At 71.7% G+C, this 20,556-nt stretch carries 16 protein-coding genes; 7 read left to right on the top strand and 9 right to left on the bottom strand.

Going from position 1 to position 20,556, the window contains the following annotated elements; all coding sequences use genetic code 11:
• A complete protein-coding gene (tdh, locus tag AB4Z14_RS18675) occupies window positions 1-1,038 on the bottom strand; it encodes an L-threonine 3-dehydrogenase (RefSeq protein ID WP_256795024.1) in 1,038 nt (345 codons plus the stop codon).
• Between the two features lie 32 nt (window positions 1,039-1,070).
• On the opposite strand from tdh, the gene AB4Z14_RS18670 reads away from it, so the two are divergent.
• Complete coding sequence (locus AB4Z14_RS18670) at window positions 1,071-1,571, top strand: Fur family transcriptional regulator (RefSeq protein WP_442276509.1); 501 nt, start codon at window positions 1,071-1,073, stop codon at window positions 1,569-1,571.
• A 6-nt stretch (window positions 1,572-1,577) separates the two neighbouring features.
• On the opposite strand, the gene AB4Z14_RS18665 is transcribed toward AB4Z14_RS18670, so the two are convergent.
• Genes AB4Z14_RS18665 through AB4Z14_RS18650 form a run of 4 tightly spaced genes read right to left on the bottom strand, consistent with a single transcriptional unit; the run spans window position 1,578 to window position 6,962 of the window.
• A complete protein-coding gene (locus tag AB4Z14_RS18665) occupies window positions 1,578-3,779 on the bottom strand; it encodes an alpha-galactosidase (protein WP_442276508.1) in 2,202 nt (733 codons plus the stop codon).
• A 1-nt stretch (window position 3,780) separates the two neighbouring features.
• Window positions 3,781-4,698 carry a carbohydrate ABC transporter permease gene (locus tag AB4Z14_RS18660; protein ID WP_442276507.1) on the bottom strand — a complete coding sequence of 306 codons (918 nt, stop codon included), beginning with the start codon at window positions 4,696-4,698 and terminating at the stop codon, window positions 3,781-3,783.
• 1 nt (window position 4,699) lies between these two features.
• Window positions 4,700-5,593 (bottom strand): carbohydrate ABC transporter permease, encoded by an 894-nt coding sequence (locus AB4Z14_RS18655; RefSeq protein ID WP_056775419.1) that lies wholly within the window; start codon window positions 5,591-5,593, stop codon window positions 4,700-4,702.
• A 16-nt stretch (window positions 5,594-5,609) separates the two neighbouring features.
• Window positions 5,610-6,962, bottom strand: a complete 1,353-nt coding sequence (locus AB4Z14_RS18650; RefSeq protein ID WP_442276506.1) for an ABC transporter substrate-binding protein — start codon at window positions 6,960-6,962, stop codon at window positions 5,610-5,612.
• Between the two features lie 361 nt (window positions 6,963-7,323).
• Between AB4Z14_RS18650 and AB4Z14_RS18645 the strand changes: the two genes are divergently transcribed.
• Genes AB4Z14_RS18645 through AB4Z14_RS18620 form a run of 6 tightly spaced genes read left to right on the top strand, consistent with a single transcriptional unit; the run spans window position 7,324 to window position 15,202 of the window.
• On the top strand, window positions 7,324-9,324 hold the full coding sequence (locus tag AB4Z14_RS18645) for a beta-galactosidase (protein ID WP_442276505.1): 2,001 nt from the start codon (window positions 7,324-7,326) through the stop codon (window positions 9,322-9,324).
• Between the two features lie 2 nt (window positions 9,325-9,326).
• Window positions 9,327-10,103: a DeoR/GlpR family DNA-binding transcription regulator gene (locus AB4Z14_RS18640; protein ID WP_256795031.1), complete on the top strand. Its 777-nt coding sequence runs from the start codon at window positions 9,327-9,329 to the stop codon at window positions 10,101-10,103.
• The gene (gene galT, locus AB4Z14_RS18635) at window positions 10,103-11,230 is read left to right on the top strand and encodes a galactose-1-phosphate uridylyltransferase (protein ID WP_442276504.1); all 1,128 of its coding nucleotides are present in this window, start codon (window positions 10,103-10,105) and stop codon (window positions 11,228-11,230) included. The genes AB4Z14_RS18640 and galT overlap by 1 nt, the downstream gene beginning before the upstream one ends.
• Complete coding sequence (galK, locus tag AB4Z14_RS18630) at window positions 11,227-12,411, top strand: galactokinase (RefSeq protein ID WP_442276503.1); 1,185 nt, start codon at window positions 11,227-11,229, stop codon at window positions 12,409-12,411. The genes galT and galK overlap by 4 nt, the downstream gene beginning before the upstream one ends.
• A 26-nt stretch (window positions 12,412-12,437) precedes the next feature.
• Window positions 12,438-13,766, top strand: a complete 1,329-nt coding sequence (locus AB4Z14_RS18625; protein WP_442276502.1) for an MFS transporter — start codon at window positions 12,438-12,440, stop codon at window positions 13,764-13,766.
• Entirely contained in the window at window positions 13,763-15,202 is a 1,440-nt protein-coding gene (locus AB4Z14_RS18620; protein ID WP_442276501.1) for a pyridoxal phosphate-dependent decarboxylase family protein, read from the top strand. Before AB4Z14_RS18625 ends, AB4Z14_RS18620 begins: the two co-directional genes overlap by 4 nt.
• Before the next feature lie 71 nt (window positions 15,203-15,273).
• Here AB4Z14_RS18620 and AB4Z14_RS18615 read toward each other — a convergent pair whose 3' ends face one another.
• From AB4Z14_RS18615 to AB4Z14_RS18600, 4 genes are all read right to left on the bottom strand, one after another.
• Window positions 15,274-15,918 carry a superoxide dismutase gene (locus AB4Z14_RS18615; protein WP_056775440.1) on the bottom strand — a complete coding sequence of 215 codons (645 nt, stop codon included), beginning with the start codon at window positions 15,916-15,918 and terminating at the stop codon, window positions 15,274-15,276.
• Window positions 15,919-16,046: 128 nt separating this feature from the next.
• Entirely contained in the window at window positions 16,047-16,517 is a 471-nt protein-coding gene (locus AB4Z14_RS18610) for a heme-degrading domain-containing protein (protein WP_442276500.1), read from the bottom strand.
• Window positions 16,514-16,960, bottom strand: coding sequence for an aromatic ring-opening dioxygenase LigA (locus AB4Z14_RS18605; protein WP_442276499.1), 447 nt, complete (start codon window positions 16,958-16,960; stop codon window positions 16,514-16,516). Before AB4Z14_RS18605 ends, AB4Z14_RS18610 begins: the two co-directional genes overlap by 4 nt.
• 119 nt (window positions 16,961-17,079) lie before the next feature.
• The gene (locus tag AB4Z14_RS18600) at window positions 17,080-20,493 is read right to left on the bottom strand and encodes a DEAD/DEAH box helicase (protein ID WP_442276498.1); all 3,414 of its coding nucleotides are present in this window, start codon (window positions 20,491-20,493) and stop codon (window positions 17,080-17,082) included.
• Window positions 20,494-20,556 lie beyond the last annotated feature (63 nt).

The raw sequence follows: 20,556 nt of genomic DNA, 5'->3' as shown, positions 1-20,556 counted from the left end.
TCAGCTCCAGTCGAGGACGACCTTGCCGCACTGGCCGGACCGGGCGGTCTCGAAGGCCTCCTCCCACTGCTCGGCAGGGAAGCGGTGGGTGATGACCTGGGCGACCGCGGACCGGAAGCGCTCGGACGTCGCGATCATCTGCGACATGGCGTACCACGTGTCGTACATCTCGCGGCCGTAGATGCCCTTGAGCGTGATCATGTGGGTGATGACCTTGCCCCAGTCGAGCTCGTAGGACTGGTGCGGCAGGCCGAGGAGCGCGATGCGCCCGCCGTGGTTCATGTTGGCGATCATGTCGGTGACGGCCGGCGCGGCACCGGACATCTCGAGCCCGATGTCGAAGCCCTCCTTCATGCCGAGGTGGGCCTGCGCGTCGGCGAGGCTCTCGCGCGTCACGTTGATCGTCAGGTCGGCACCGGCGTGCTCGGCGAGCGCGAGGCGGTAGTCGCTCGCGTCGGTGACGACGACGTAGCGGGCACCCGCGTGCCGCGCGATCGCGGCGGCCATGACGCCGATCGGGCCGGCGCCGGTGATGACGACGTCCTCGCCGACCATCGGCCACTGCAGGGCCGTGTGGGTCGCGTTGCCGAGCGGGTCGAAGACGGCGCCGAGGTCGGGGTCGAGGTCCGCCGGCTGGATCCACGCGTTGCTCGCCGGGATGACGACGTAGTCGGCGAAGGCGCCGTCGCGGTTGACGCCGATGCCCTCGGTGCGGATGCAGAGGTGGCGGCGGCCGGCGCGGCAGTTGCGGCAGCGGCCGCACACGATGTGGCCCTCGCCGGAGGCACGGTCACCGACGGAGATGCCCGTGACGTCCTCGCCGACCTCGACGACCTCGCCGTAGAACTCGTGGCCGATGACGAGCGGCGGCGTGACGGTCGACGCCGCCCAGTCGTCCCAGCCGGCGAGGTGCAGGTCGGTGCCGCAGAGGCCCGCCCGCAGGACGCGGATCTTGACGTCGGCGGGCCCGCACTCGGGCTCGGGACGGTCGACGAGCGAGAGGCCGGGGCCTGCGGTCAGCTTGGTGAGTGCGCGCACGGGGAGAGTCTGCCACTGCCGATAATGGGAGCGTGCCCCCCTCTGCCGAGAGCCCCGCGCCGAGCCCCCGGGTGGCCGCCGCCGTCGCGCGGCTCCGGTCTGCAGGTGAGCGCGTCACCCCGGCGAGGTATGCCGTGCTGCACGTCGTCGACGCCGCCGACCTCGCCGAGGAGCACCTCACCGCCGAGCAGATCGGCACCCGCGTGGCCGACGTCGAGCCGAGCGTGCACCGGGCCACCGTCTACCGCACGCTGACCTCGCTCGTCGAGACCGGCGTCCTCTCGCACGTGCACCTCGGCGGCACGGCGACGGTGTACCACCTCACCGAGCCGTCGCCCACCGAGCAGCACGAGCACGCCGCCCACGACCACGGACACGCCCACGTCCAGTGCCACGTCTGCGGGCGTGTGCTCGACGTGGCACCGGACGTGTTCGACGAGGTGGCCGCGCGGCTGCGCGCCGACCTCGGCTTCACCCTCGACACCGGTCACGCGGCCCTGCTCGGCACCTGCGGCGACTGCGCGACGCCCTGACCGCGGTCAGCGGGCGCGGAGGTCGAGGAGGTAGCCCTGGGCCGGGCCCATGATCGGGACCGGCAGGCCGACCGTCGTCAGGATCGACCCCGGGACGACGACGCCGTCCTCGCCGAGGGCCGGCTCCCACCAGGCCGGCGGGGTGTTCTGCACGACGGCGGGCAGGCCGGCCTCGGGACGCACCCGGACGGCATACGACCTGCCCGGGTCGAGGCCCGGCAGCGGCAGCGCGCCGGTCGTGGCGTCGCGGCCGGTCACGAGACGGGCCACGGTGTAGGCCGCCCGGCTGCGGTCGCCCTCGACGGTGCCCGTGACGATGACCGTGCCGTCGGGGCTCTCGGAGCGGACGAGGTCGCCGGTGTGGAGCAACGGCCGCAGCTCGCGCGCGAGCGCGGTCCACCCCGTCAGCGCCTCGAGCTCCTCGTCGGAGCACTCGGTGATGTCCCACTCGAGACCGGCATGTCCTTGGAGCGCCATGAGCGTGCGGAAGCCGAGGTCGACGGCGCGGTGCGTCGTGTGCGCCGTGGCGGGTCCGACGTGCGTGCCCATGAGCTCGGCCGGCACGAGCAGGCTCGTCCAGCGCTGAATGCTGGCCCGCTCGAGCGCGTCGTTGCAGTCGCTCGTCCAGATGCGGTCGGTGCGGTCGAGCACGGCGAGGTCGACGCGCGCGCCACCACTGCTGCACGACTCGATCTCGAGCTGCGGGTGCCGCGCCCGCAGGTCGTCGAGCAGGCGGTAGAAGGCGAGGGTGTGGGCGTGCACGGCCGGGGCGTCGACGAGGCGCCCGGTAGGGCCGTCGACGGTGTGGACGGCCTCGAGCAGGTCGCGGTTGTGGTCCCACTTGATGTAGTCGATGCCGATGTCGGAGACGAGGCCGCTGATCCGCTCGAGCAGCTGCTCGCGCGCGGCGTCGACGGTGAGGTCGAGCAGCTGCTGCCAGCGCCACTCGCGTGGCGACCCGGCGGCCGGGCGCAGCACCCACTCGGGGTGCGCGCGCACGAGGTCGCTGTCCTCGTTGACCATCTCGGGCTCGAACCACAGCCCGAACTCGAGGCCGAGGCCCTTGACGTGGTCGACGAGCGGACCCATCCCCTCGGGCCACACGTCCGTCGAGACGACCCAGTCACCGAGCCCCGCGCGGTCGTGACGGCGCCCGCCGAACCAGCCGTCGTCGAGGACGAAGCGCTCGACGCCGATCCGGGATGCCGTGTCCGCCAGGGCTTTCAGGTGCTCGAGGTCAGTCTCGAAGTAGACGGCCTCCCACGTGTTGAGCACGACGGGACGCGGACGCGACGGGTGGCCCGCGCGGGCACGGAGGCTGCGGTGGAGGCGGCGCGAGAGGCCGTCCAGCCCCTCGGTCGAGTGGACGAAGACGACCGTCGGGGCCGCATACGACTCCCCCGGTGCGAGGCGCACCTCGCCGGGGGCGAGCAGCTCGCCGCCGCCGATGACGGCGTGGTGGCGACCCGCACCCTCGGGCATCGACTCGACGAGGTGCTCGTGGTTGCCGCTCCAGGCCGTGTGCACGGCCCAGACCTCGCCCGAGCGCCAGTCGAAGCCGGCCGTGCCGGCCATCATGAGCAGCGTCGCGTCGTGGCCGGTGCGACCGCGGCGGCTTGCCCGCAGGTGGGTGCCGTGGTCGAGGCGGCTGCGCTGCGGGGAACGCTCACGGCACCACCGACCGGTGAGGTCGAGCACCTCGTCCGCGCGCAGCGGCAGCGGCAGGATCGCGCGCAGCGCCGAGACGTCGAGCGGGGCGGTGTCCTCGCCCGTGTTGGTCACCGACGCGTCGACGCGGAGCACGCCGTGCTCGTCGAGCGCGTGCCGCAGCTCGAGGAGTATGCCGTCCGGCGAGCTCGCGCGGGTCACGAGAGTCGTGCCGTCGGGCTCGCAGGTCACGTCGTGCCAGCGCACGGCGCCCGCGGAGCCGGCGCGGTGGCCGGCCCAGCCGGGCGTGCCCGACCAGCCGTCGGCCTCTCCCGGCAGCACGGTGAGCGGCCAGGGCACGTCGAGCGCGCTGTGGCCGACGGGAGCGAGCGTCAGCGCGGGAAGGACGGCATACGTGCTCACCCCGCCCTCGAGCGCGGCACCCCAGTGGATGACCTCGGGCAAGCCCGAGCCGCCGGGGCGCGGCTCGAGCACGAGCGCGGTCCCGGCGGACTCCAGGTGGACGGTGGACGGGGTGGACTGGTCGGTCAGGTCGGTCACGTCATCCCTTGGTCGCGCCGAGCGTCAGGCCGGCCACGAAGTGTCGTTGGAGCACGAAGAAGATCACGAGGGTCGGGATCGCGACGATCATGGACCCGGCGGCCACGAGGTTGTTGTCCGTGAAGAACTGGCCCCGCAGGTTGTTGAGCGAGCTCGTCACCGGGAACTTGTCGCCCTGCTGGAGCAGCACGGTGGCCCAGAAGAACTCGTTGTAGATCCACGTCGTCTGGAGCACCGCGAGCGCGGCCAGGGCCGGCCGGCACAGCGGCAGCGTGATCTGGAAGAACTGCCGGGTCACGCTCGCACCGTCGATGACGGCGGACTCGTAGAGCTCCTTCGGCAGCGCCTTCATGTAGTTGCTGAGCACGAAGGCGCAGAAGCCGATCTGGAAGGCCATGTTGACGAGGATCAGGCCGACGAAGCTGTTGAGCAGGGTGCCCGAGTCGCTGATCCACAGGGGCACCTCGATGGCGCGGAACATCCGGTAGACCGGGATGAGCAGCGCCTGGGGCGGCAGCAGGTTGGCTGCGAGGAAGAAGCCGAGCAGCGCGAGGTTGAACTTGAACGAGAAGCGCGCGACGACGAAGGCCACGCAGCACGACAGGAACAGCGTGAGGATGACCGCAGGGATCGTGATGATCGCCGAGTTCATGAAGTGCAGGCCGAAGTCGGCCTGCTGCCACGCGTTCGTGTAGTTGTCGAGCGTGAACCCGCCCCACGAGACGTAGCCGTTCTTCGCCGTGAAGGCGTAGTCGCGAAAGGAGTTGACGAGCGCGAGGAGCAGCGGGAAGAGCCAGATGAGCGAGATCAGCGTGAGCATGACCGGCAGCAGCCAGCGACGGCCGGACTGCGGTCCCCCCTCGTGCGGCTTGAGCAGCGCCTCGCTGCGCTCCTTCACCGGGTCGGCGGCGAGTGACATGTCAGTCCTCCTTCATGGCGATGCGCAGGTAGATGAAGACGAGCACGCTCGAGATGAGCAGCATGATCGTCGCTAGCGCCGACCCGAAGCCGATGCGGCTCGCCTCGCCGACGACGTTCTGGGTCACGAGGGTCGAGATCAGCTCGAGGCCGTTGCGGCCCTTGTTGATGACCCACACGAGGTCGAAGGCACGCAGCGACTCGATGAAGGTGACGACGAGGACGATGATGTTGATCGGCCGCATCACCGGGAAGACGACCTTGAAGAACGTCTGCGACTCGCTCGCACCGTCGATCTTGGCCGCCTCGCGCAGCGACGGGTCGACGCCCTTGAGTCCGGCCAGGTAGAGCAGCATGATGTAGCCCGCGTGGCGCCAGCTCGCGGCCACGAGCGCGGCCCACAGGTTGACGTTCGGGTCGCCGTACCAGTCGGTCGTGCCACCCGTGATCGCGTTGATCAGTCCCTGGTCGCGCGAGTAGATGAGCTGCCAGATGAAGCCGATGAGGGCCAGCGACAGCACGACCGGCAGGTAGATGCTCGTCTGGTAGAACCGCGTGCCCGCCACGCCCCGGTCGACGAGCACGGCGAAGAGCATGCCGAGCGGCGTCGCGACGAGGAACATCACGGCGAGCCAGATCAGGTTGTGCTGGATGGCCGGCCAGAACGGCGGGTAGATCGTCGCGATGTCCCGGTAGTTCTGCAGCCCCACCGACTTGATGCCGGAGAGCGGCCCGATCCCGTCCCAGTTGGTGAAGGAGAGCAGGACCGAGCCGATCGCCGGCAGCCAGACGAGCCACAGGACGATGAGGGTCGGCACGATGACCATCAGCGACACGACGACCTTGTCGCGTGTCGACAGCTGGTCGATACCTCTGTACTTGCGCTTGCTCGCCATGGCGGCTCGCCTCCCGTCAGGAACCGAAGATGCTCTTCTTCTGGGCCTCGATGCTCGTGAGGAGACCGTCGATGTCCTTGGGGTTCTTGATGAAGCTCTGGATCGCCGGGATCATCACCGTCGAGGCGAAGTCGGGGCGCGTGTCGCGGTCCATGAACTGCGCGATCGACTTGGCCGACTTGACGTACTCCAGCGACTTCTTCTGCAGGGCCGTGTAGCCGCTCGTGTCAGCCGTCTGGTTGGTGGCGATGACGCTCGGGTCGGCCTTGAGCGCGAGCAGCTGCGCCTCGGGCTGGGAGATGTACTGGAGCAGCTTCTTGGCGCCGCCCTCGTTCTTCGGCTTGGCGCTCATCATGTAGCCGTCGATGGGTGCCTCGATGGCGTCGGTGCCGATCGTCGAGTCGATCTCCGGGAAGGTGAAGAAGTCGAGGTCGTCCTGCTCGGCACCCTTGGTGAACTGCTGGGCGAGGAACGAGCCGAGGACGTACATGCCGGACTTCTTCTGCTGGAGCGACTGTGCCGCCTCCTGCCACGTGCGACCGAGCGAGTCGGCCTGGTGGAGGGGGAGGATGCCGGCCCAGGTGTCGAAGACCTTCTTGACCTTGGGGTCGGTCCAGGCCTCCTTGCCGGCCATCAGGCTGACGTGGAAGTCGTAGCCGTTGACGCGCAGGTTGATCTGGTCGAACGTGCCCATCGCGGGCCAGCCGTCCTTGTCGCCGAAGGCGATCGGCGAAAGGCCGTCCTTCTTCATCTGGGCGCCGAGGGCGTTGAGGTCGTCGAGGGTCTTGGGGACCTCGTAGCCCTTCTCCTGGAAGACGCTCTTGCGGTAGAAGACCGCCCACGGGTAGTTCGTGATCGGCACGAAGTACTGCTTGCCGTCGGCGGCGGTCGAGGCCTTCTTGAGCGCGTCGGACATGCCCGTGATGTTCTTCCACACGTCGGAGATGTCGCCGACGAGGCCCTTCTCCGCGAAGAACTGCATGCGGTAGCCGGCGAACCACGTGAAGACGTCGTCGGGCGAGCCCTGCAGGTAGTTGTTGATGTTCTCCTGGAAGGAGTTGTGGTCGACGGTGTTGATCTTGACCGTCGTGCCGGGGTTGGCCTTGGCGAACGCGTCCATGTAGGACTGGACGGCGGCCTTCGGCACGGCGTCCGACTGGTTGGAGCCGACGGTGACGGTGCCGGTGACGGCCCCCGTCGGGACGCCGGTGCTGCCCGTGCTGCCGGAGCTGCACGCGGCGAGGCCGCCCGCTCCGATCAGGGCGCCGACGCCGAGGGCGCCGCGCAGCAGGGTCCGACGGTCGACGCCGCGGACGGAGGGGGGAACCATGCGGGCCAGGTACTCGGCCTCGCTCGAGGGGCGGGTCATTGCGGTCTCCTTTGACGCTGTGCCGGGTTCGTTGTCGACAGGAGGCGACAGAGTCGAACATCTGCCACCAGAAACCTTCAACAACAAACAGAGGATGTCGGCGCCCGGTGGCGCTGTCAAGGGATTCGTCGAGACCCACAGCCCTCCGCGACCGAACCGAGACCTTCACAGGGCGCTGACCTCCGGCTTTACACCGTTGTAACGCGACTCGCGCCGCACGGGGAGCCGCTCCGGCGACCCGTCCCGACAGCGCCGGCGGCGTCCCACGGGCCGAGACCGTCCGCGAACATCCGTACTTCGCCACGTCCGATGTGTTTGAAAATGTTGACATCGCGGCGAGCGAAGCGACACCCTGTGTCCCATGCGCTCATGGCCGACGAAGACCCTGGCACTCGGTGGCGACTACAACCCCGAGCAGTGGCCCCGCCCCGTCTGGGACGAGGACATCGAGCTGATGCGGCGCGCCAACGTGTCGTTCGTCAGCCTCGGCATCTTCTCGTGGAGCTGGCTCGAGCCGGCCAAGGGCGAGTACGAGTTCGAGTGGCTCGACACGATCCTCGACAAGCTCTACGCCGGCGGCATCGCCGTCGACCTCGCCACGGCCACCGCCACCCCGCCCCCGTGGCTCTCGGCCGCCCACCCCGAGATCCTCCCCGTCGACGTCGACGGCCACACGCTCTGGCCGGGCAGCCGCCAGACGTGGTGCCCGACGTCGCCCGTCTTCCGCGAGTACGCCGTCGCGCTCACCCGGCAGCTGGCGACGCGCTACCACGAGCACCCGGCCGTCGCGATGTGGCACGTCTCCAACGAGTACGCGTGCCACAACCTGCCCTGCTACTGCGACGAGTGCGCGCGGCACTTCCGCACCTGGCTGCAGCGCCGTTACACCGCCCTCGAGACGCTCAACGACGCGTGGGGCACCGCCTTCTGGAGCCAGCGCTACACGGACTGGGACCAGATCCTGCCGCCGCGCCGGTCGACGACGTTCAACAACCCGACCCACGTGCTCGACTACAAGCGGTTCAGCTCCGATGCGCTCCTCGACCACATGCGCGCCGAGCGCGCCGTCCTCGACGAGCTCTCCCCCGGCGTCCCCGTGACGACGAACTTCATGACCCTCGACCACTTCCGCCACCTCGACTACTCGCAGTGGACGCCCACCGTCGACGTCGTCAGCACCGACCACTACATCGTCGACACGCTCGCGCACCCACGCGCCGAGCTCGCCTACAGCGGCGACCTGACCCGCGGCCTCGCGGGCGGCGCGCCGTGGATGCTCATGGAGCACTCGACGAGCGCGGTCAACTGGCAGCCGACCAACCACGCCAAGGACTTCGGCCAGACGATCCGCGACGCCCTGGCCCACGTGGCCCGCGGCGCCGACACCATCGGGTGGTTCCAGTGGCGCCAGTCCCGCGCCGGCTCGGAGAAGTTCCACAGCGCCCTCGTGCCGCACGCCGGGGCGGACAGCGCGCGCTTCCGCGAGGTCGAGGAGCTCGGCCGGATCGCCGACCGCCTCGGCGAGCTCGTCGGCAGCCGCGTCGAGTCCCGGGTCGCGATCCTCCATGACTACCAAGCGATCTGGGCCGCCGAGGGTCCGTGCATGCCGAGCTCCGAGCTCGACGCCCTGACCGCCGCGCAGGCGATCCACCGTGCGCTCCACGGCCGCGGGGTCACCGCGGACGTCGTGCACCCCTCGGCCGACCTCACGGCATACGCCCTCGTCGTCGTGCCGCAGCTCTACCTCGTCACCGACGCGCACGCGGCCGCCGTCGCCGCGGCCGCCGAGGCGGGCGCCGAGGTGCTCGTCACGTACTTCTCCGGCATCAGTGACGAGAACGACCACGTGCGCCTCGGCGGCTACCCGGGTGCGTTCCGCGACCTGCTCGGCGTCCGCGTCGAGGAGTTCTTCCCGCTCGGCCCCGACGACACGGTCGCGCTCGCCGACGGCACCGGGACGTGGTGGAGCGAGGACGTGACCGCCCTGCCCGGCACCGAGGTGCTGTCGACGTATGCCGCCGGGCCGCTCACCGGGCGCCCCGCGGTCACGCGTCGGGCGGGCACCGACAGCGCCGGATCCGCTTGGTACGTCAGCACGCTCCCCGACGACACCACCCTCGGCGCGCTCCTCGACGACGTCCTCTCCGCCGCCGGCGTCGAGCCGACCGTCGCGGGCCTGCCCCGCGGCGTGGAGACGACGCGTCGGCGCAGCGACGGCGACGGCTCGTGGCTCTTCCTGCTCAACCACACCGATGCCGAGCAGACCATCGCCGCAACTGGGTACGACCTCGTCGCGGACGCCCCTGTCGACGGCAGCGTCCGCCTCGCCCCCGGTAGCGTGGCCGTGCTCAGGGAGGACTGACGATGCTCGCCAGCCAGCGGCGCTCCGTCATCCTCGAGCTCGTCGAGGAGTCCGGGGCCGTCAAGGTCTCGGACCTCGTCGAGCGGCTCGGCGTCTCCGACATGACGATCCGCCGCGACATCGAGCGCCTCTCGACCGACGGGCTGCTCGAGCGCGTGCACGGCGGCGCCCTGGCCCTCGGCGGCACCCGGAGCAGCGAGGAGCCCGGCTTCTCCGCCAAGTCGCTGCTCCAGCTCGCCCAGAAGCAGGCCATCGCCCGGGCCGCCGCACAGCGGGTCGAGGCGGGCAGCGCCATCGGCATCTCCGCGGGGACGACGACCTATGAGCTGGCCCGTGCCGTCAAGGACATCCCGCAGCTGACCGTCGTCACCAACTCGGTCCCGGTGGCCCAGCTGCTCCACGAGTCCGGGGCGCCCGGCCAGACGGTCGTGCTGACCGGCGGCGTCCGCACCCCGTCCGACGCCCTCGTCGGCCCGGTCGCCGTGTCGGCCCTGCGCTCGCTGCACGTCGACCTGCTCTTCCTCGGCGCGCACGGCGTCGACGGTCGCACGGGCCTCACGACGCCCAACCTCGTCGAGTCCGAGACGAACCGCGCGCTCGTCGCGTCGGCGCGCCACGTCTGCCTCCTCGCCGACTCGTCCAAGTGGGGCACCGTGGGCCTCAGCACCTTCGCCGACCTCGCCGACGTCGACCTGTTCGTCACCGACGACGCCTTCCCCGAGCGGGCCCGCGAGGCCGCCCGCGAGAGCGTCGGCTCCCTCGAGATCGTGGAGGCCTGATGCCCACCGAGAGCCGGACGGCCGCCCGTTTCACGACGAGGCACCTCGCCGACGGGCGCGAGATCATCTACGTCGACGAGCCGGGCACGCCCGAGCGCACCGCCGAGGACCCGCGGCCCGTCGAGCCGCGCGTGCAGTCGGGCGAGCTGCGCCACGACGCGCTCGTCGACGACTGGGTCGCCGTCGCCGCGCACCGCCAGCACCGCACGTTCATGCCGCCCAAGGACGAGTGCCCGCTCTGCCCCGCCGGCCACGGGTCGGTGCCGTCGGAGATCCCCGAGCGCGACTACCAGGTCGTCGTCTTCGAGAACCGCTTCCCGTCGTATGCCGTCACCTCCGTCGGTGCCGACGTCCCCGACCCGAGGGGGATCTTCGGCACCCGCCCGGCCGTCGGGCGCTGCGAGGTCGTGTGCTTCACGAGCAACCACGAGTCGTCGTTCACGGACCTCCCCGTCGAGCGGGTCCGCACCGTCATCGACACGTGGGCCCAGCGCACCGAGGCCCTCGGCGCCCTGCCCGAGGTCGAGCACGTCTTCGCCTTCGAGAACCGCGGCCGCGAGATCGGCGTGACGCTCCCACACCCGCACGGCCAGATCTACGCCTACCCGTACCTGCCCGACCGCACCAAGGCCCTGCTCGAGGCCGCGCGCCGCCACCACGAGCGCACCGGTCGGCTCCTCGGCGCCGACATCCTCGCCGCCGAGCGGGCCGACGGCTCGCGGGTCGTCGTGTCGGGGACGCACTGGACGGCATACGTCCCCTTCGCGGCACGTTGGCCGGTCGAGGTGCACCTCGCCCCGCACCGCGACGTGCCCGACCTCGCCGCCCTCGACGACGACGAGCGGGACGAGCTGGCCGTCGTCTACCGCGACCTGCTCGGGCGCCTCGACCGCTACTACGTCGACGCGGACGGGTCACCCGTCAAGCTGCCCTACATCGCGGCGTGGCAGCAGGCCCCGGCGAAGACCGGACGTGACGTCTCGCGGCTGCACCTGCAGGTCATGTCGGTCCTGCGCGGCCCGGGGCGCCTGAAGTACCTCGCCGGATCCGAGTCCGGGGTCGGCGGCTGGGTCAACGACGTCGCCCCGGAGAAGGCGGCGGCCCGTCTGCGCGAGGTCGCCCGGTGAGCGACCGCACCCCCGACGAGGTCGTCGAGTCGGTCTCGGACGCCTTCGCGCGCACGTTCGGCAGCGCCCCGGCGGGCGTGTGGTCGGCGCCGGGCCGGGTCAACCTCATCGGCGAGCACACCGACTACAACGGTGGCCTGTGCCTGCCGATCGCGCTGCCGCAGCGGACGTATGCCGCCGTGTCCCGTCGCGACGACGGTGTCCTCCGGATGGCGTCCGTCCAGCAGGACGGCGTCGTCGAGGTGGCCCTCGACGACATCTCGCCGGAGCGGCCGGGCGGCTGGGCCTCCTACGTCGCGGGAGTCCTCTGGGCCCTGCGCCGTGACGGCCTGGCCGTCGACGGCCTGGACGTGCTCGTCGACTCCACCGTGCCGCTCGGCGCCGGACTGTCGAGCTCGGCCGCCCTCGAGTGCGCCGTCGCCGCGGCCGCGAGCGACCTCTTAGACCTCGACCTGCTCGCCTCGCCCGAGGGGCGGACCCGACTGGCCGCGCGCTGCGTCGAGGCCGAGAACGTCATCGCCGGGGCCCCGACGGGCGGCATGGACCAGTCGGCCTCGCTGCTCTGCGACGACGCCGCGGCCCTGCTGCTCGACTGCCGGTCCGGCGAGACGCGGCAGGTGCCCTTCGACCTCGCCGCCGCCGGCTACGTCCTGCTCGTCACCGACACGAGAGCCGAGCACGCCCTCGTCGACGGTCAGTACGCCGCCCGACGGGACGCGTGCGAGGCGGCCGCCCGCGACCTCGGCGTCGAGACGCTCCGCGAGATCGAGCCCGCCGGGCTCGACGCCGCGCTCGGGCAGCTCTGCTCCGACGAGGTGCGGCGCCGGGTGCGCCACGTCGTCACCGAGATCGAGCGCGTGACGCTCGCGGTGACGGCGCTCGAGGCGGGTGACCTCGACGAGGTCGGCCGGCTCTTCGACGCCTCGCACGCCTCGCTGCGCGACGACTACGAGGTCTCCTGCGAGGAGCTCGACGTCGCGACGGCGACGGCTCGCTCGCACGGCGCCCTGGGCGCGCGGATGACCGGAGGCGGCTTCGGCGGCTCGTGCATCGCGATCGTCCGGGGGGCCGACGCGGAGGCGGTGGCCGACGCCATCGCGGCCGCCTTCGAGGCGGAGGGCTTCACGGCCCCGGTGTCGTTCACCGTGATCGCGTCCGGTCCGGCCGACCGCGACCGCTGACGCCCTGCGCTCACTAGGGTGCGTCCATGACCTCGGCGACGCCGCCCGCCCCCGGCACGACCCTTCCCGCTGCCGTGCGCCGGGGCTACGGCCTCGGGTCGGTCGCCACGGGGTCGTTCGGCACGGTGCCCGGCCTGCTCCTGCTGCCCTACCTCACCGACCGGCTCGGCGTGCCGGCCGCGGCTGCCGGCGTCATCGTCTTCGCGCCCAAGGCGTGGGACGTCGTGCTCAACCCGATCGCAGGCCGCATCAGCGACCGGTCGACGCACCCGGACGGCCGGCGGCGACCCTTCCTCATCCGAGCCGGACTGCTCCTCGCGGCAGCCTTCGCGCTCCTCTTCCTCGGCCCGACCGCGCCGCAGTGGCTCGCGGCCGGATGGGTGGCCGTGGCCTACCTCGCCTGCGCGACGGCCTACAGCTTCTTCCAGGTGCCCTACGTCGCGATGCCGGCCGAGATCACCGACGACTACGACGAGCGCACCCGGCTCATGACGTGGCGGGTCGCGATCCTCGCCCTTGCGATCCTCGTCAGCGGCGGCGCGTCACCGGCCATCCGGGACGCGTTCGGGCCCGTCTGGGGCTACCGCGTCGTCGGGTTCTTCGTCGCCGCCCTCATCGCCCTCGGGGCCTACGGTGCGTGGCGGGGCACCCGGTCGGCGCCGGTCCGGACCGGCGTCGCGACGAGCGCCACCTTCGGTGACCAGCTGCGGATCATCCGCTCCGACCGGCCGTTCCGGCTGCTGCTGACCACCTTCGTGCTCCAGGCTCTCGCGACCGGCGCGATGCTCGCGGGGGTCGACTACGTGTCCCGCTGGGTCATCGGGACCCCATTGTCGGCGACGTTGCTCTTCGTCTGCTTCGTCGCCCCGGCCCTCGTCGTCACGCCGCTGTGGCAGCGCTTCGGCACGGCCCGCGACAAGAAGGTCGGCTACCTCGTCGCGTCCCTCCTCCTCGGCGGTGGCGCGCTCGCCCTGGTGCTCGTGCGTTCGCTGCCCGACGGTGTCGTCTACGCCTGCGTCGCCGTCGTCGGCGTCGGCTACGCGGGGGCACAGATGTTCCCGCTCGCGATGCTCGCCGACGTCGCGAGCCGCACGGACGAGGCGCGCACCCGTGTCGGGCTCTACACCGGCGTGTGGACCGCGGGAGAGACGCTGGGCCTCTCGCTCGGGCCGGCCACGTATGCCGCCGTGCTGGCTCTCGGCGGCTACGTGTCCTCGACGGGATCGACCGTGCCACAGTCGGACTCGGCCCTGACAGCGATCGCGCTCGGCTTCTCGCTCGTGCCCGCCGCCCTCGTCGCGCTCTCGTTCTTCTCTCTGCGCGCCTTCCCGTCGACCCGAAATGACGCACCATGACGATGGACCACGACGAGATCCGTGAGGCGCTGACGGCGATGCGCGCCCGGGACCTGCCGACCCATGGTGGGCGCACCCTCGCCTACGTCTACGACTCCGGCCTGGCCTCGGCCGACGCCATCGGTCGGGAGGCCCTCGCGGCATTCGCGTCGACGAACGGGCTCGACCCCACGGCCTTCCCGTCCCTGCTCCAGATGGAGAACGACCTCGTCGGCATCGCGGGTCGGCTCGTCGACGCCCCAGCGGGATTCGCGGGTGCCGTCACGTCGGGTGGCACCGAGTCGATCCTGCTCGCCGTCCTGGCAGCCCGTGACGCGCGGCCCGAGATCGTGGCTCCCAGGATGATCCTCCCGACGACGGCACACGCGGCCTTCCACAAGGCCGCGCACTGGCTGCGCGTCGAGCCGGTCCTCGTCGACGTCGATCCCGTGACGAAGCGGGCCGATCCCGAGGCCATGGCCGCCGCCATCGACGACCGGACCGTCCTCGTCGTCGCCTCTGCCCCGTCCTACGCGCACGGCGTCATCGACCCCGTCGCGCCGATCGCCGCAGCCGCCGCGGCCGCCGGGGTGCGCTGCCACGTCGACGCGTGCATCGGCGGCTGGGTGCTGCCCCACCTGCGCGACTCCGAGCCCGGGCAGCCTCCGTGGACGTTCGCCGCCCCGGGCGTGACGAGCCTGTCGCTCGACCTGCACAAGTACGCCTACACCCCCAAGGGCGTGTCGGTGCTGCTCCACGCCTCGGCCGACCTGCGCCGCACGCACCTCTTCGCGTCGGCCCGCTGGCCGGGCTACACGATGCTCAACACGACGGCGCAGTCGACGAAGTCCGGCGGTCCGGTGGCCGCCGCCTGGGCCGTCGTGCACCACATCGGCGCCGAGCGCTACACGTCGCTCGCCCGGGACGCGCGCACGGCCACTCTCGACCTGGCGGCCGCGGTGGACGGCATACCCGGTCTGTCGGTGGCGCCTCCCCCGGACTCGACGCTGCTCTCCCTCGTCACCGACGACTCGTGCGACGTCTTCACGATCAGCGACGAGATGCTGGACCGCGGGTGGTTCGTCCAGCCGCAGATGCGCTTCCGCGACCTGCCGGCCACCCTGCACCTCACGTTCAGCGCAGCGACGGCTGCGTCGTCGGACCTCATCGCCACCGACCTCGCCGACGCGACGGCGGCGGCCCGCGTCTCCGGGCCTGCCACGGCCCCGGCCGAGCTCGTCGCGATGGCCTCGGCCCTCGACCCGGCCACCCTCGACGAGGCGACGTTCACCGGACTGCTCGCCGCGGCCGGGCTGGCCGGGGGCGACGGCGGGCTCGTGCTGCCCGAGCGGATGGCTCCGGTCAACGCCTTGCTCGACGAGCTGGCGCCGGCCCTGCGCGAGGTGCTGCTCCTCGGTGTCGTCGACCGCCTCGCCCGCCCGACCCCACCGGCCTGACCGACGGCGGCGACCGGGTACGCGAAAGGGCGGGCACCTTGCGGTGCCCGCCCTCGTCGTGTCGATGTCGCTCAGCCGGGGATGATGAGTCCCTTGGTGGCCTTGGCGCGCTCGAGGCGTGCGGCGACGTCCTCCCAGTTGACGAGGTTCCACCAGGCCTTGACGTAGTCGGCCTTGACGTTCTCGTACTGCAGGTAGAAGGCGTGTTCCCACATGTCGAGCTGGAGCAGCGGGATCTGGCCCACCGGGATGTTGCCCTGCTGGTCGAACAGCTGCATGATGTGCGGCCGCTCGGCGATGGTGTCCCACGCGAGGATCGACCAGCCGGAGCCCTGGATCGCGTTGGCGTTGGCGTTGAAGTGCGCCTGGAACTTCTCGAAGCCGCCGAAGTACTCGGTGATCGCGGCGGCGACCTCACCCTCGGGCTGGCCACCCCCGTCGGGGCTCATGTTCTTCCAGAACACGGAGTGGTTGGTGTGACCACCGAGGTGGAAGGCGAGGTTCTTCTCCACACCGTTGACCGAGGCGTAGTCACCCGACTCGCGCAGCTCCTCCAGCTTGGCGACGGCAGCGTTGGCGCCGTCGACGTAGGCCTTGTGGTGCTTGCTGTGGTGCAGCTCCATGATGCGAGCGCTGATGTGGGGCTCGAGGGCGGCGTAGTCGTAGTCGAGCTCGGGAAGCGTGTAAGCCACTTGTCGTTCCTTTCTGGAGACCATCCGGCTCCGACCACTCTATGCCGCACCGGATCGGCGTCGACAGGGTGTCCGTGAGCACGGGCTGTGGGTCACGTACCCACTTGACCACCCTCCGACGTCAACCTGACTTGAGGTCAAACCGTTGGGGCTCAGGGATGGTCGAGGAAGCCCTCGAGGGTCTCGACGACGAGCCGGTGGTCCTCCCGCTGAGGCAGGCCCGAGACGGCGATGGTGCCGACGCAGCCGACGCCACGGACGATGACGGGGAAGGCGCCACCGTGGGCGGCATACGATCCCGGATCGAGGCGTGAGCTGTCCTCGAACGTCTTGCCGGCGGAACGGAACTCCTCGCCGACGTAGAGGGACGAGTGGCCGTAGCGGTCGACGACGGCGCTCTTGCGCTCGAGCCAGCCGTCGTTGTCGGCCGTCGCCCCGGGCAGCGCGGCGTGGAAGAGCCGCTGCCCGTTGCGACGGATCGAGATCGCGACCGGGGCGCGCGCGGCCCTCGCGGCGTCACGCAGCGCGACGCCCAGCGCCCAGGCCGTGTCGTCGTCGAAGCGGTCGAAGACGAGCCGCGCCTCCTGGTCGGCCAGCTGCTCCAGCGTCGGCTGGTCGGTCACGCGCGCGCCACCCGCCGGAACGCGATGCCGACGAGGACGAGGACGATGCCGACGCCGAACGCCATGAAGGCGACGCCGAAGGCCACGACGGAGGTGAAGAGCGAGGCGCGCAGGAACGAGCCCGTCATGACGACCTGACGGTTCGGGTCGTCCTTGGGCAGCTCGGCGTAGGTCTTGCCGCCGCTCGCCGCGAGGGCGTGCTTCTCGATCGTCTGCGCCTCGGAGTAGGCGGTCCAGGGAGAGTTGACCGCCTGCCCGGCGAACATCGACGCGTCCTCCGAGACCGTGATCTTCTCGCTCGCGAGCTGGGACTGCACCTGGTACCAGGTGAATCCGCCGGCCAGGATCATGATGATGCCGAAGACGACGACGATGGTCCCGATGACCGAGACGGAGCGGAGCCGGTCGGACGTCGTGGAGATGCTGGGGGTGACGGTGCTCATGTGAGTCCTCCGAGGGGGTGAGTTGTCAGAGCCGTGCACGCGCCGCCATCCGAAGCGGCTCACCTCCACGCTAGGGCCTCACCTCCAGACGTGGGGCCGGATGCGAATCACGCTTCGAGTCAGGCGAGTCCGAGCAGGTCGCGCACGTCGTCGGCCGTGATCGCGCCGGAGAGCGAGCCGCCCTCGTCGACGACGCGCTGGAAGAGGTCGCGCTTGCGCTCCTGGAGGGCGACGACCTTCTCCTCGATGGTGCCGGCCGACACGAGCCGGTAGACGGTGACGGGACGGCTCTGCCCGATGCGGTGGGCGCGGTCGATCGCCTGCGCCTCGGCCGCGGGGTTCCACCACGGGTCGAGGACGTAGACGTAGTCGGCCTCGGTCAGCGTGAGCCCGAAACCGCCGGCCTTGAGGCTGATGAGGAAGGCGACGGCATCGCCCTCGCGGAAGCCCCGGACGACCGCCTGCCGGTCGGTCGTCGACCCGTCGAGGTATGCCGTCGCGAGCCCCGCACGCGTCAGCGCGTCCTCGACGCGGCGCAGGAAGCCGGTGAACTGGCTGAAGACGAGGGCCCGGTGGCCCTCGGCGGCGAGCTCGCGCAGCTGGTCGACGAGGAACTCGATCTTGGCGGCGGTCGCCTTGCCGGCGTGGACCTCGTCGACGAGGACCGGGTCGAGGGCGAGCTGTCGCAGCCGGGTCAGCGCGGCGAGGATCGCGACGCGGTTGGACTCCGGGTCGCCGAGCAGGCCGAGGACGCGCTGGCGTTCGCGCTGGAGGTGCTGGTCGTAGATGTGCCGGTGGACCGGGTGCGGGTCGAGCGCCATGACCTGGATCTGCTTGGGCGGCAGGTCGATCGCGACCTGCTCCTTGGTGCGACGCAGCATCAGGGGCCGGATGCGGCGGCGCAGCAGGTCGAGCAGCTCCGGGCGCTCACCGGACTCGATGGGCTTGCGATAGCTCTTCGTGAAGACGTCGGGTCGCGGGTAGAGCCCGGGGGCCGTGAGGGAGAGCAGCGACCAGAGGTCCATGAGGGAGTTCTCGAGCGGCGTGCCCGTGACGGCGACGGTGAAGGGCGCCCCCAGCCGGCGGACCGCGACGTGGGTCTTGGCCTGGCGGTTCTTGACGAACTGGGCCTCGTCGAGCACGACCCCACCCCACCGCACGCCGTGGAAGGCGGCGTCGTCGAGGCGCAGGACGGCATATGACGTGATGACGACCTCGGCGCCCGCGACGGTCTCGGCGAGAGTGACCCCGCGCTTGCGCTCGGTGGCCGTGACGGCGACGGCGGCGAGGTGCGGCGCGAAGGTCTCGAGCTCGCCCATCCACGTGCCGACGACGCTCGTCGGCGCGACGACGAGGACCGGCCCACGCGCCTCGGGACCCGTGTCCCCGAGCTCCCCGCGGTCGTGCGCGCGCACGAGGGCCGCGATGACCTGGAGCGTCTTGCCGAGCCCCATGTCGTCGGCGAGGATGCCGCCGATGCGGGCGTCCCAGAGACGCGCGAGCCAGCGGTAGCCGTCGAGCTGGTAGGGACGCAGGGTCGCCCGCAGGTCGGGTGGCACCTCGGCGAGCGGCCCGGACTCGAGGGAGCCGAGCGCCTCGACGTTGGCCGCCCAGCGCGCGCTCTGCTCGTCGACGACGCCGAGGGCGACGAGCTCGTCCCAGAGATCGGCGTGGTGGGCGCTGAGCCGCAGTCCGCCGGTCTCTGGATCGGCGATGTCGCGAGCCTCCTCGATGAGGTCGCGCAACCGGTGCAGCTCGGGCCGGTCGAGCCGGAAGAACGCGCCGGACTCGAGGAGCATGATCTCGTCGCCACGCGCGAGCGCCCCGAAGAGCGGCTCGAAGGGCACGTCCTCGCCGTCGACCTCGACGGAGACCCGAAGGTCGAACCAGTCGCCGGGCTCCGCCTGCTCACGCCGCTCGCCGGTGCCAAGCCGGACGACGGGGGCCGACGTGACCTCCTCGTAGGCCGGGACGTCGCCGTCGACCTCGACGGTGACGTGCTCGTCGGCCTCGAGCAGGGGCAGCGTGTCGACGACGAACCGCGCGGCCGCCATGCCGGTGAGGACGACGCGCGGCACGAGGTAGGCGTGACCGCCGAGGTCGGCACGCAGCGCGCCGGGGACCGAGCGGAGCGACGTCGCGGCCTGCACCGCGGCGGCCTCGGCGTCCCGGTCGCGGCCACCGACGGTGCCGAAGCGCGCCGTCGTGAAGGGCCGCGGCGTGCCGTCGTAGGCGTGGCTCAGGTCGAGGCGCAGCTCGCCGGGGACGTCGCTGACGACGCGGACGTGGACGGTGACGACCTCGGGCTGGACGTCCTCGGGCAGCTCGGGCGCCGGCAGGGGCACCTCGGAGCGGACCCGCAGCCGCTGGCGCAGGCCCGGGACGACGGAGCGCAGGAAGCGGCCCCGCTCGTCGGCCGGCACCCGCAGGCCGGCGAGCGCCGAGGCGAGGGCGTCGGGACCGAGGTCGAGGTCCTGGTCGAGGGGCACGAAGGTCAGCGAGTCGTCGTCACCCTCGACGGCGACGGCGTGCACCGGGTCACCGAGGTAGAGCCGCTCGCCGGTCGCCCCGGCCGGCATCCCCTCGATGTCGACGTCGAGGTCGAGGTCGCCGCTGCCGTCGGGGGCCCGCTTGACGAGGAGCACGAGCGTGGCCGCGTCGTCGGCGACGTGGACCGGACCGGTGACGCCCTCGCCGGGCAGCACCTCGATGCCGGCCGCGCGGGCCTCGCGCAGCAGCGGCCAGACCTCGGGGCTCGCGTCGAGCGAGAGCGGCGGTGTCGCGGAGAAGTACGTCGTGCCGCCCGAGCCGTGCCGGGCGACGTCGTGCAGGCGCCCCATGATGCGCTCGTGCTCGGGCAGGAAGCGGATGCCGGCGCGCCACTGGGGCAGCGCGTCGTGCCACGAGAGGGTGCGGTGCCACGTGCCGGCGCGGGTCCAGCGGGTCGGTCGGAGGCCGTAGCTGAGCTCGGGCACCCCTCTCCGCCCCCGCTGGTCGCGGTAGACGGTGTCGACGAAGAGGCCGGCCGGCATGAGGTCGCCCCGCGGCTCGGGCCGCTCGGCGACCGGGGACGGCTCGACGGCACGCGGCCGGACGTGACCGAACACGTCGGACCAGTGCGGGGGCACGACGAGCGGCGCCGGCTCGGCTGCAGCCGGCTCGACCGCGCCCTCGCCCTCGGCCAGCGGCCGCGGCTCGACGACCTTGCCCTGAGCGACGTCGCGCGCCGTGAGCATGAGCGCCACGACGTGCTTGCAGTCGCTGCGGACCGGGCAGCTGCACGTGCCGCTCCAGAGGTGCGAGCGCCCCTTCGGGTGCGGCCGGGCCTCGATGAAGGTCTGGTAGGTCTCGTGGCCGCTGCCCTCGATCGTGCCGAGCAGCATGAGCCCGTCGGGGCGCGTGGCGAGCGAGCGCACCCGGCGCTCGGCGGCATACGCCTGCCCGCGCTCGAAGGTGCGCGTGCCGACCTGCTGGGCGATGTCGGGGTCGGTGACAGCACCCACCCACGTCGCCCGCCCCACGCTCCACACCACCCGAGCACTGTACGTTCGCCCGCCGACACCGCCGGGCATCGTCCACAGGGTCGGGCAGGATGG

It is taken from the genome of Terrabacter sp. 2TAF16 (assembly GCF_052115065.1).
Lineage (GTDB): Bacteria > Actinomycetota > Actinomycetes > Actinomycetales > Dermatophilaceae > Terrabacter.
Note: the sequence above shows the minus strand (reverse complement) of the source record. Positions and strands in the feature narration are given on the sequence as shown.

What these genes read in the sequence shown, in the direction of transcription:
- AB4Z14_RS18660 (WP_442276507.1), bottom strand. Translation starts at nt 4,698, where the DNA reads ATGTCACTCGCCGCCGACCCGGTGAAGGAGCGCAGCGAGGCGCTGCTC.
- AB4Z14_RS18655 (WP_056775419.1), bottom strand. Translation starts at nt 5,593, where the DNA reads ATGGCGAGCAAGCGCAAGTACAGAGGTATCGACCAGCTGTCGACACGC.
- AB4Z14_RS18650 (WP_442276506.1), bottom strand. Translation starts at nt 6,962, where the DNA reads ATGACCCGCCCCTCGAGCGAGGCCGAGTACCTGGCCCGCATGGTTCCC.
- AB4Z14_RS18645 (WP_442276505.1), top strand. Translation starts at nt 7,324, where the DNA reads ATGCGCTCATGGCCGACGAAGACCCTGGCACTCGGTGGCGACTACAAC.
- AB4Z14_RS18640 (WP_256795031.1), top strand. Translation starts at nt 9,327, where the DNA reads ATGCTCGCCAGCCAGCGGCGCTCCGTCATCCTCGAGCTCGTCGAGGAG.
- galT (WP_442276504.1), top strand. Translation starts at nt 10,103, where the DNA reads ATGCCCACCGAGAGCCGGACGGCCGCCCGTTTCACGACGAGGCACCTC.
- AB4Z14_RS18625 (WP_442276502.1), top strand. Translation starts at nt 12,438, where the DNA reads ATGACCTCGGCGACGCCGCCCGCCCCCGGCACGACCCTTCCCGCTGCC.
- AB4Z14_RS18620 (WP_442276501.1), top strand. Translation starts at nt 13,763, where the DNA reads ATGACGATGGACCACGACGAGATCCGTGAGGCGCTGACGGCGATGCGC.
- AB4Z14_RS18615 (WP_056775440.1), bottom strand. Translation starts at nt 15,918, where the DNA reads ATGGTCTCCAGAAAGGAACGACAAGTGGCTTACACGCTTCCCGAGCTC.
- AB4Z14_RS18605 (WP_442276499.1), bottom strand. Translation starts at nt 16,960, where the DNA reads ATGAGCACCGTCACCCCCAGCATCTCCACGACGTCCGACCGGCTCCGC.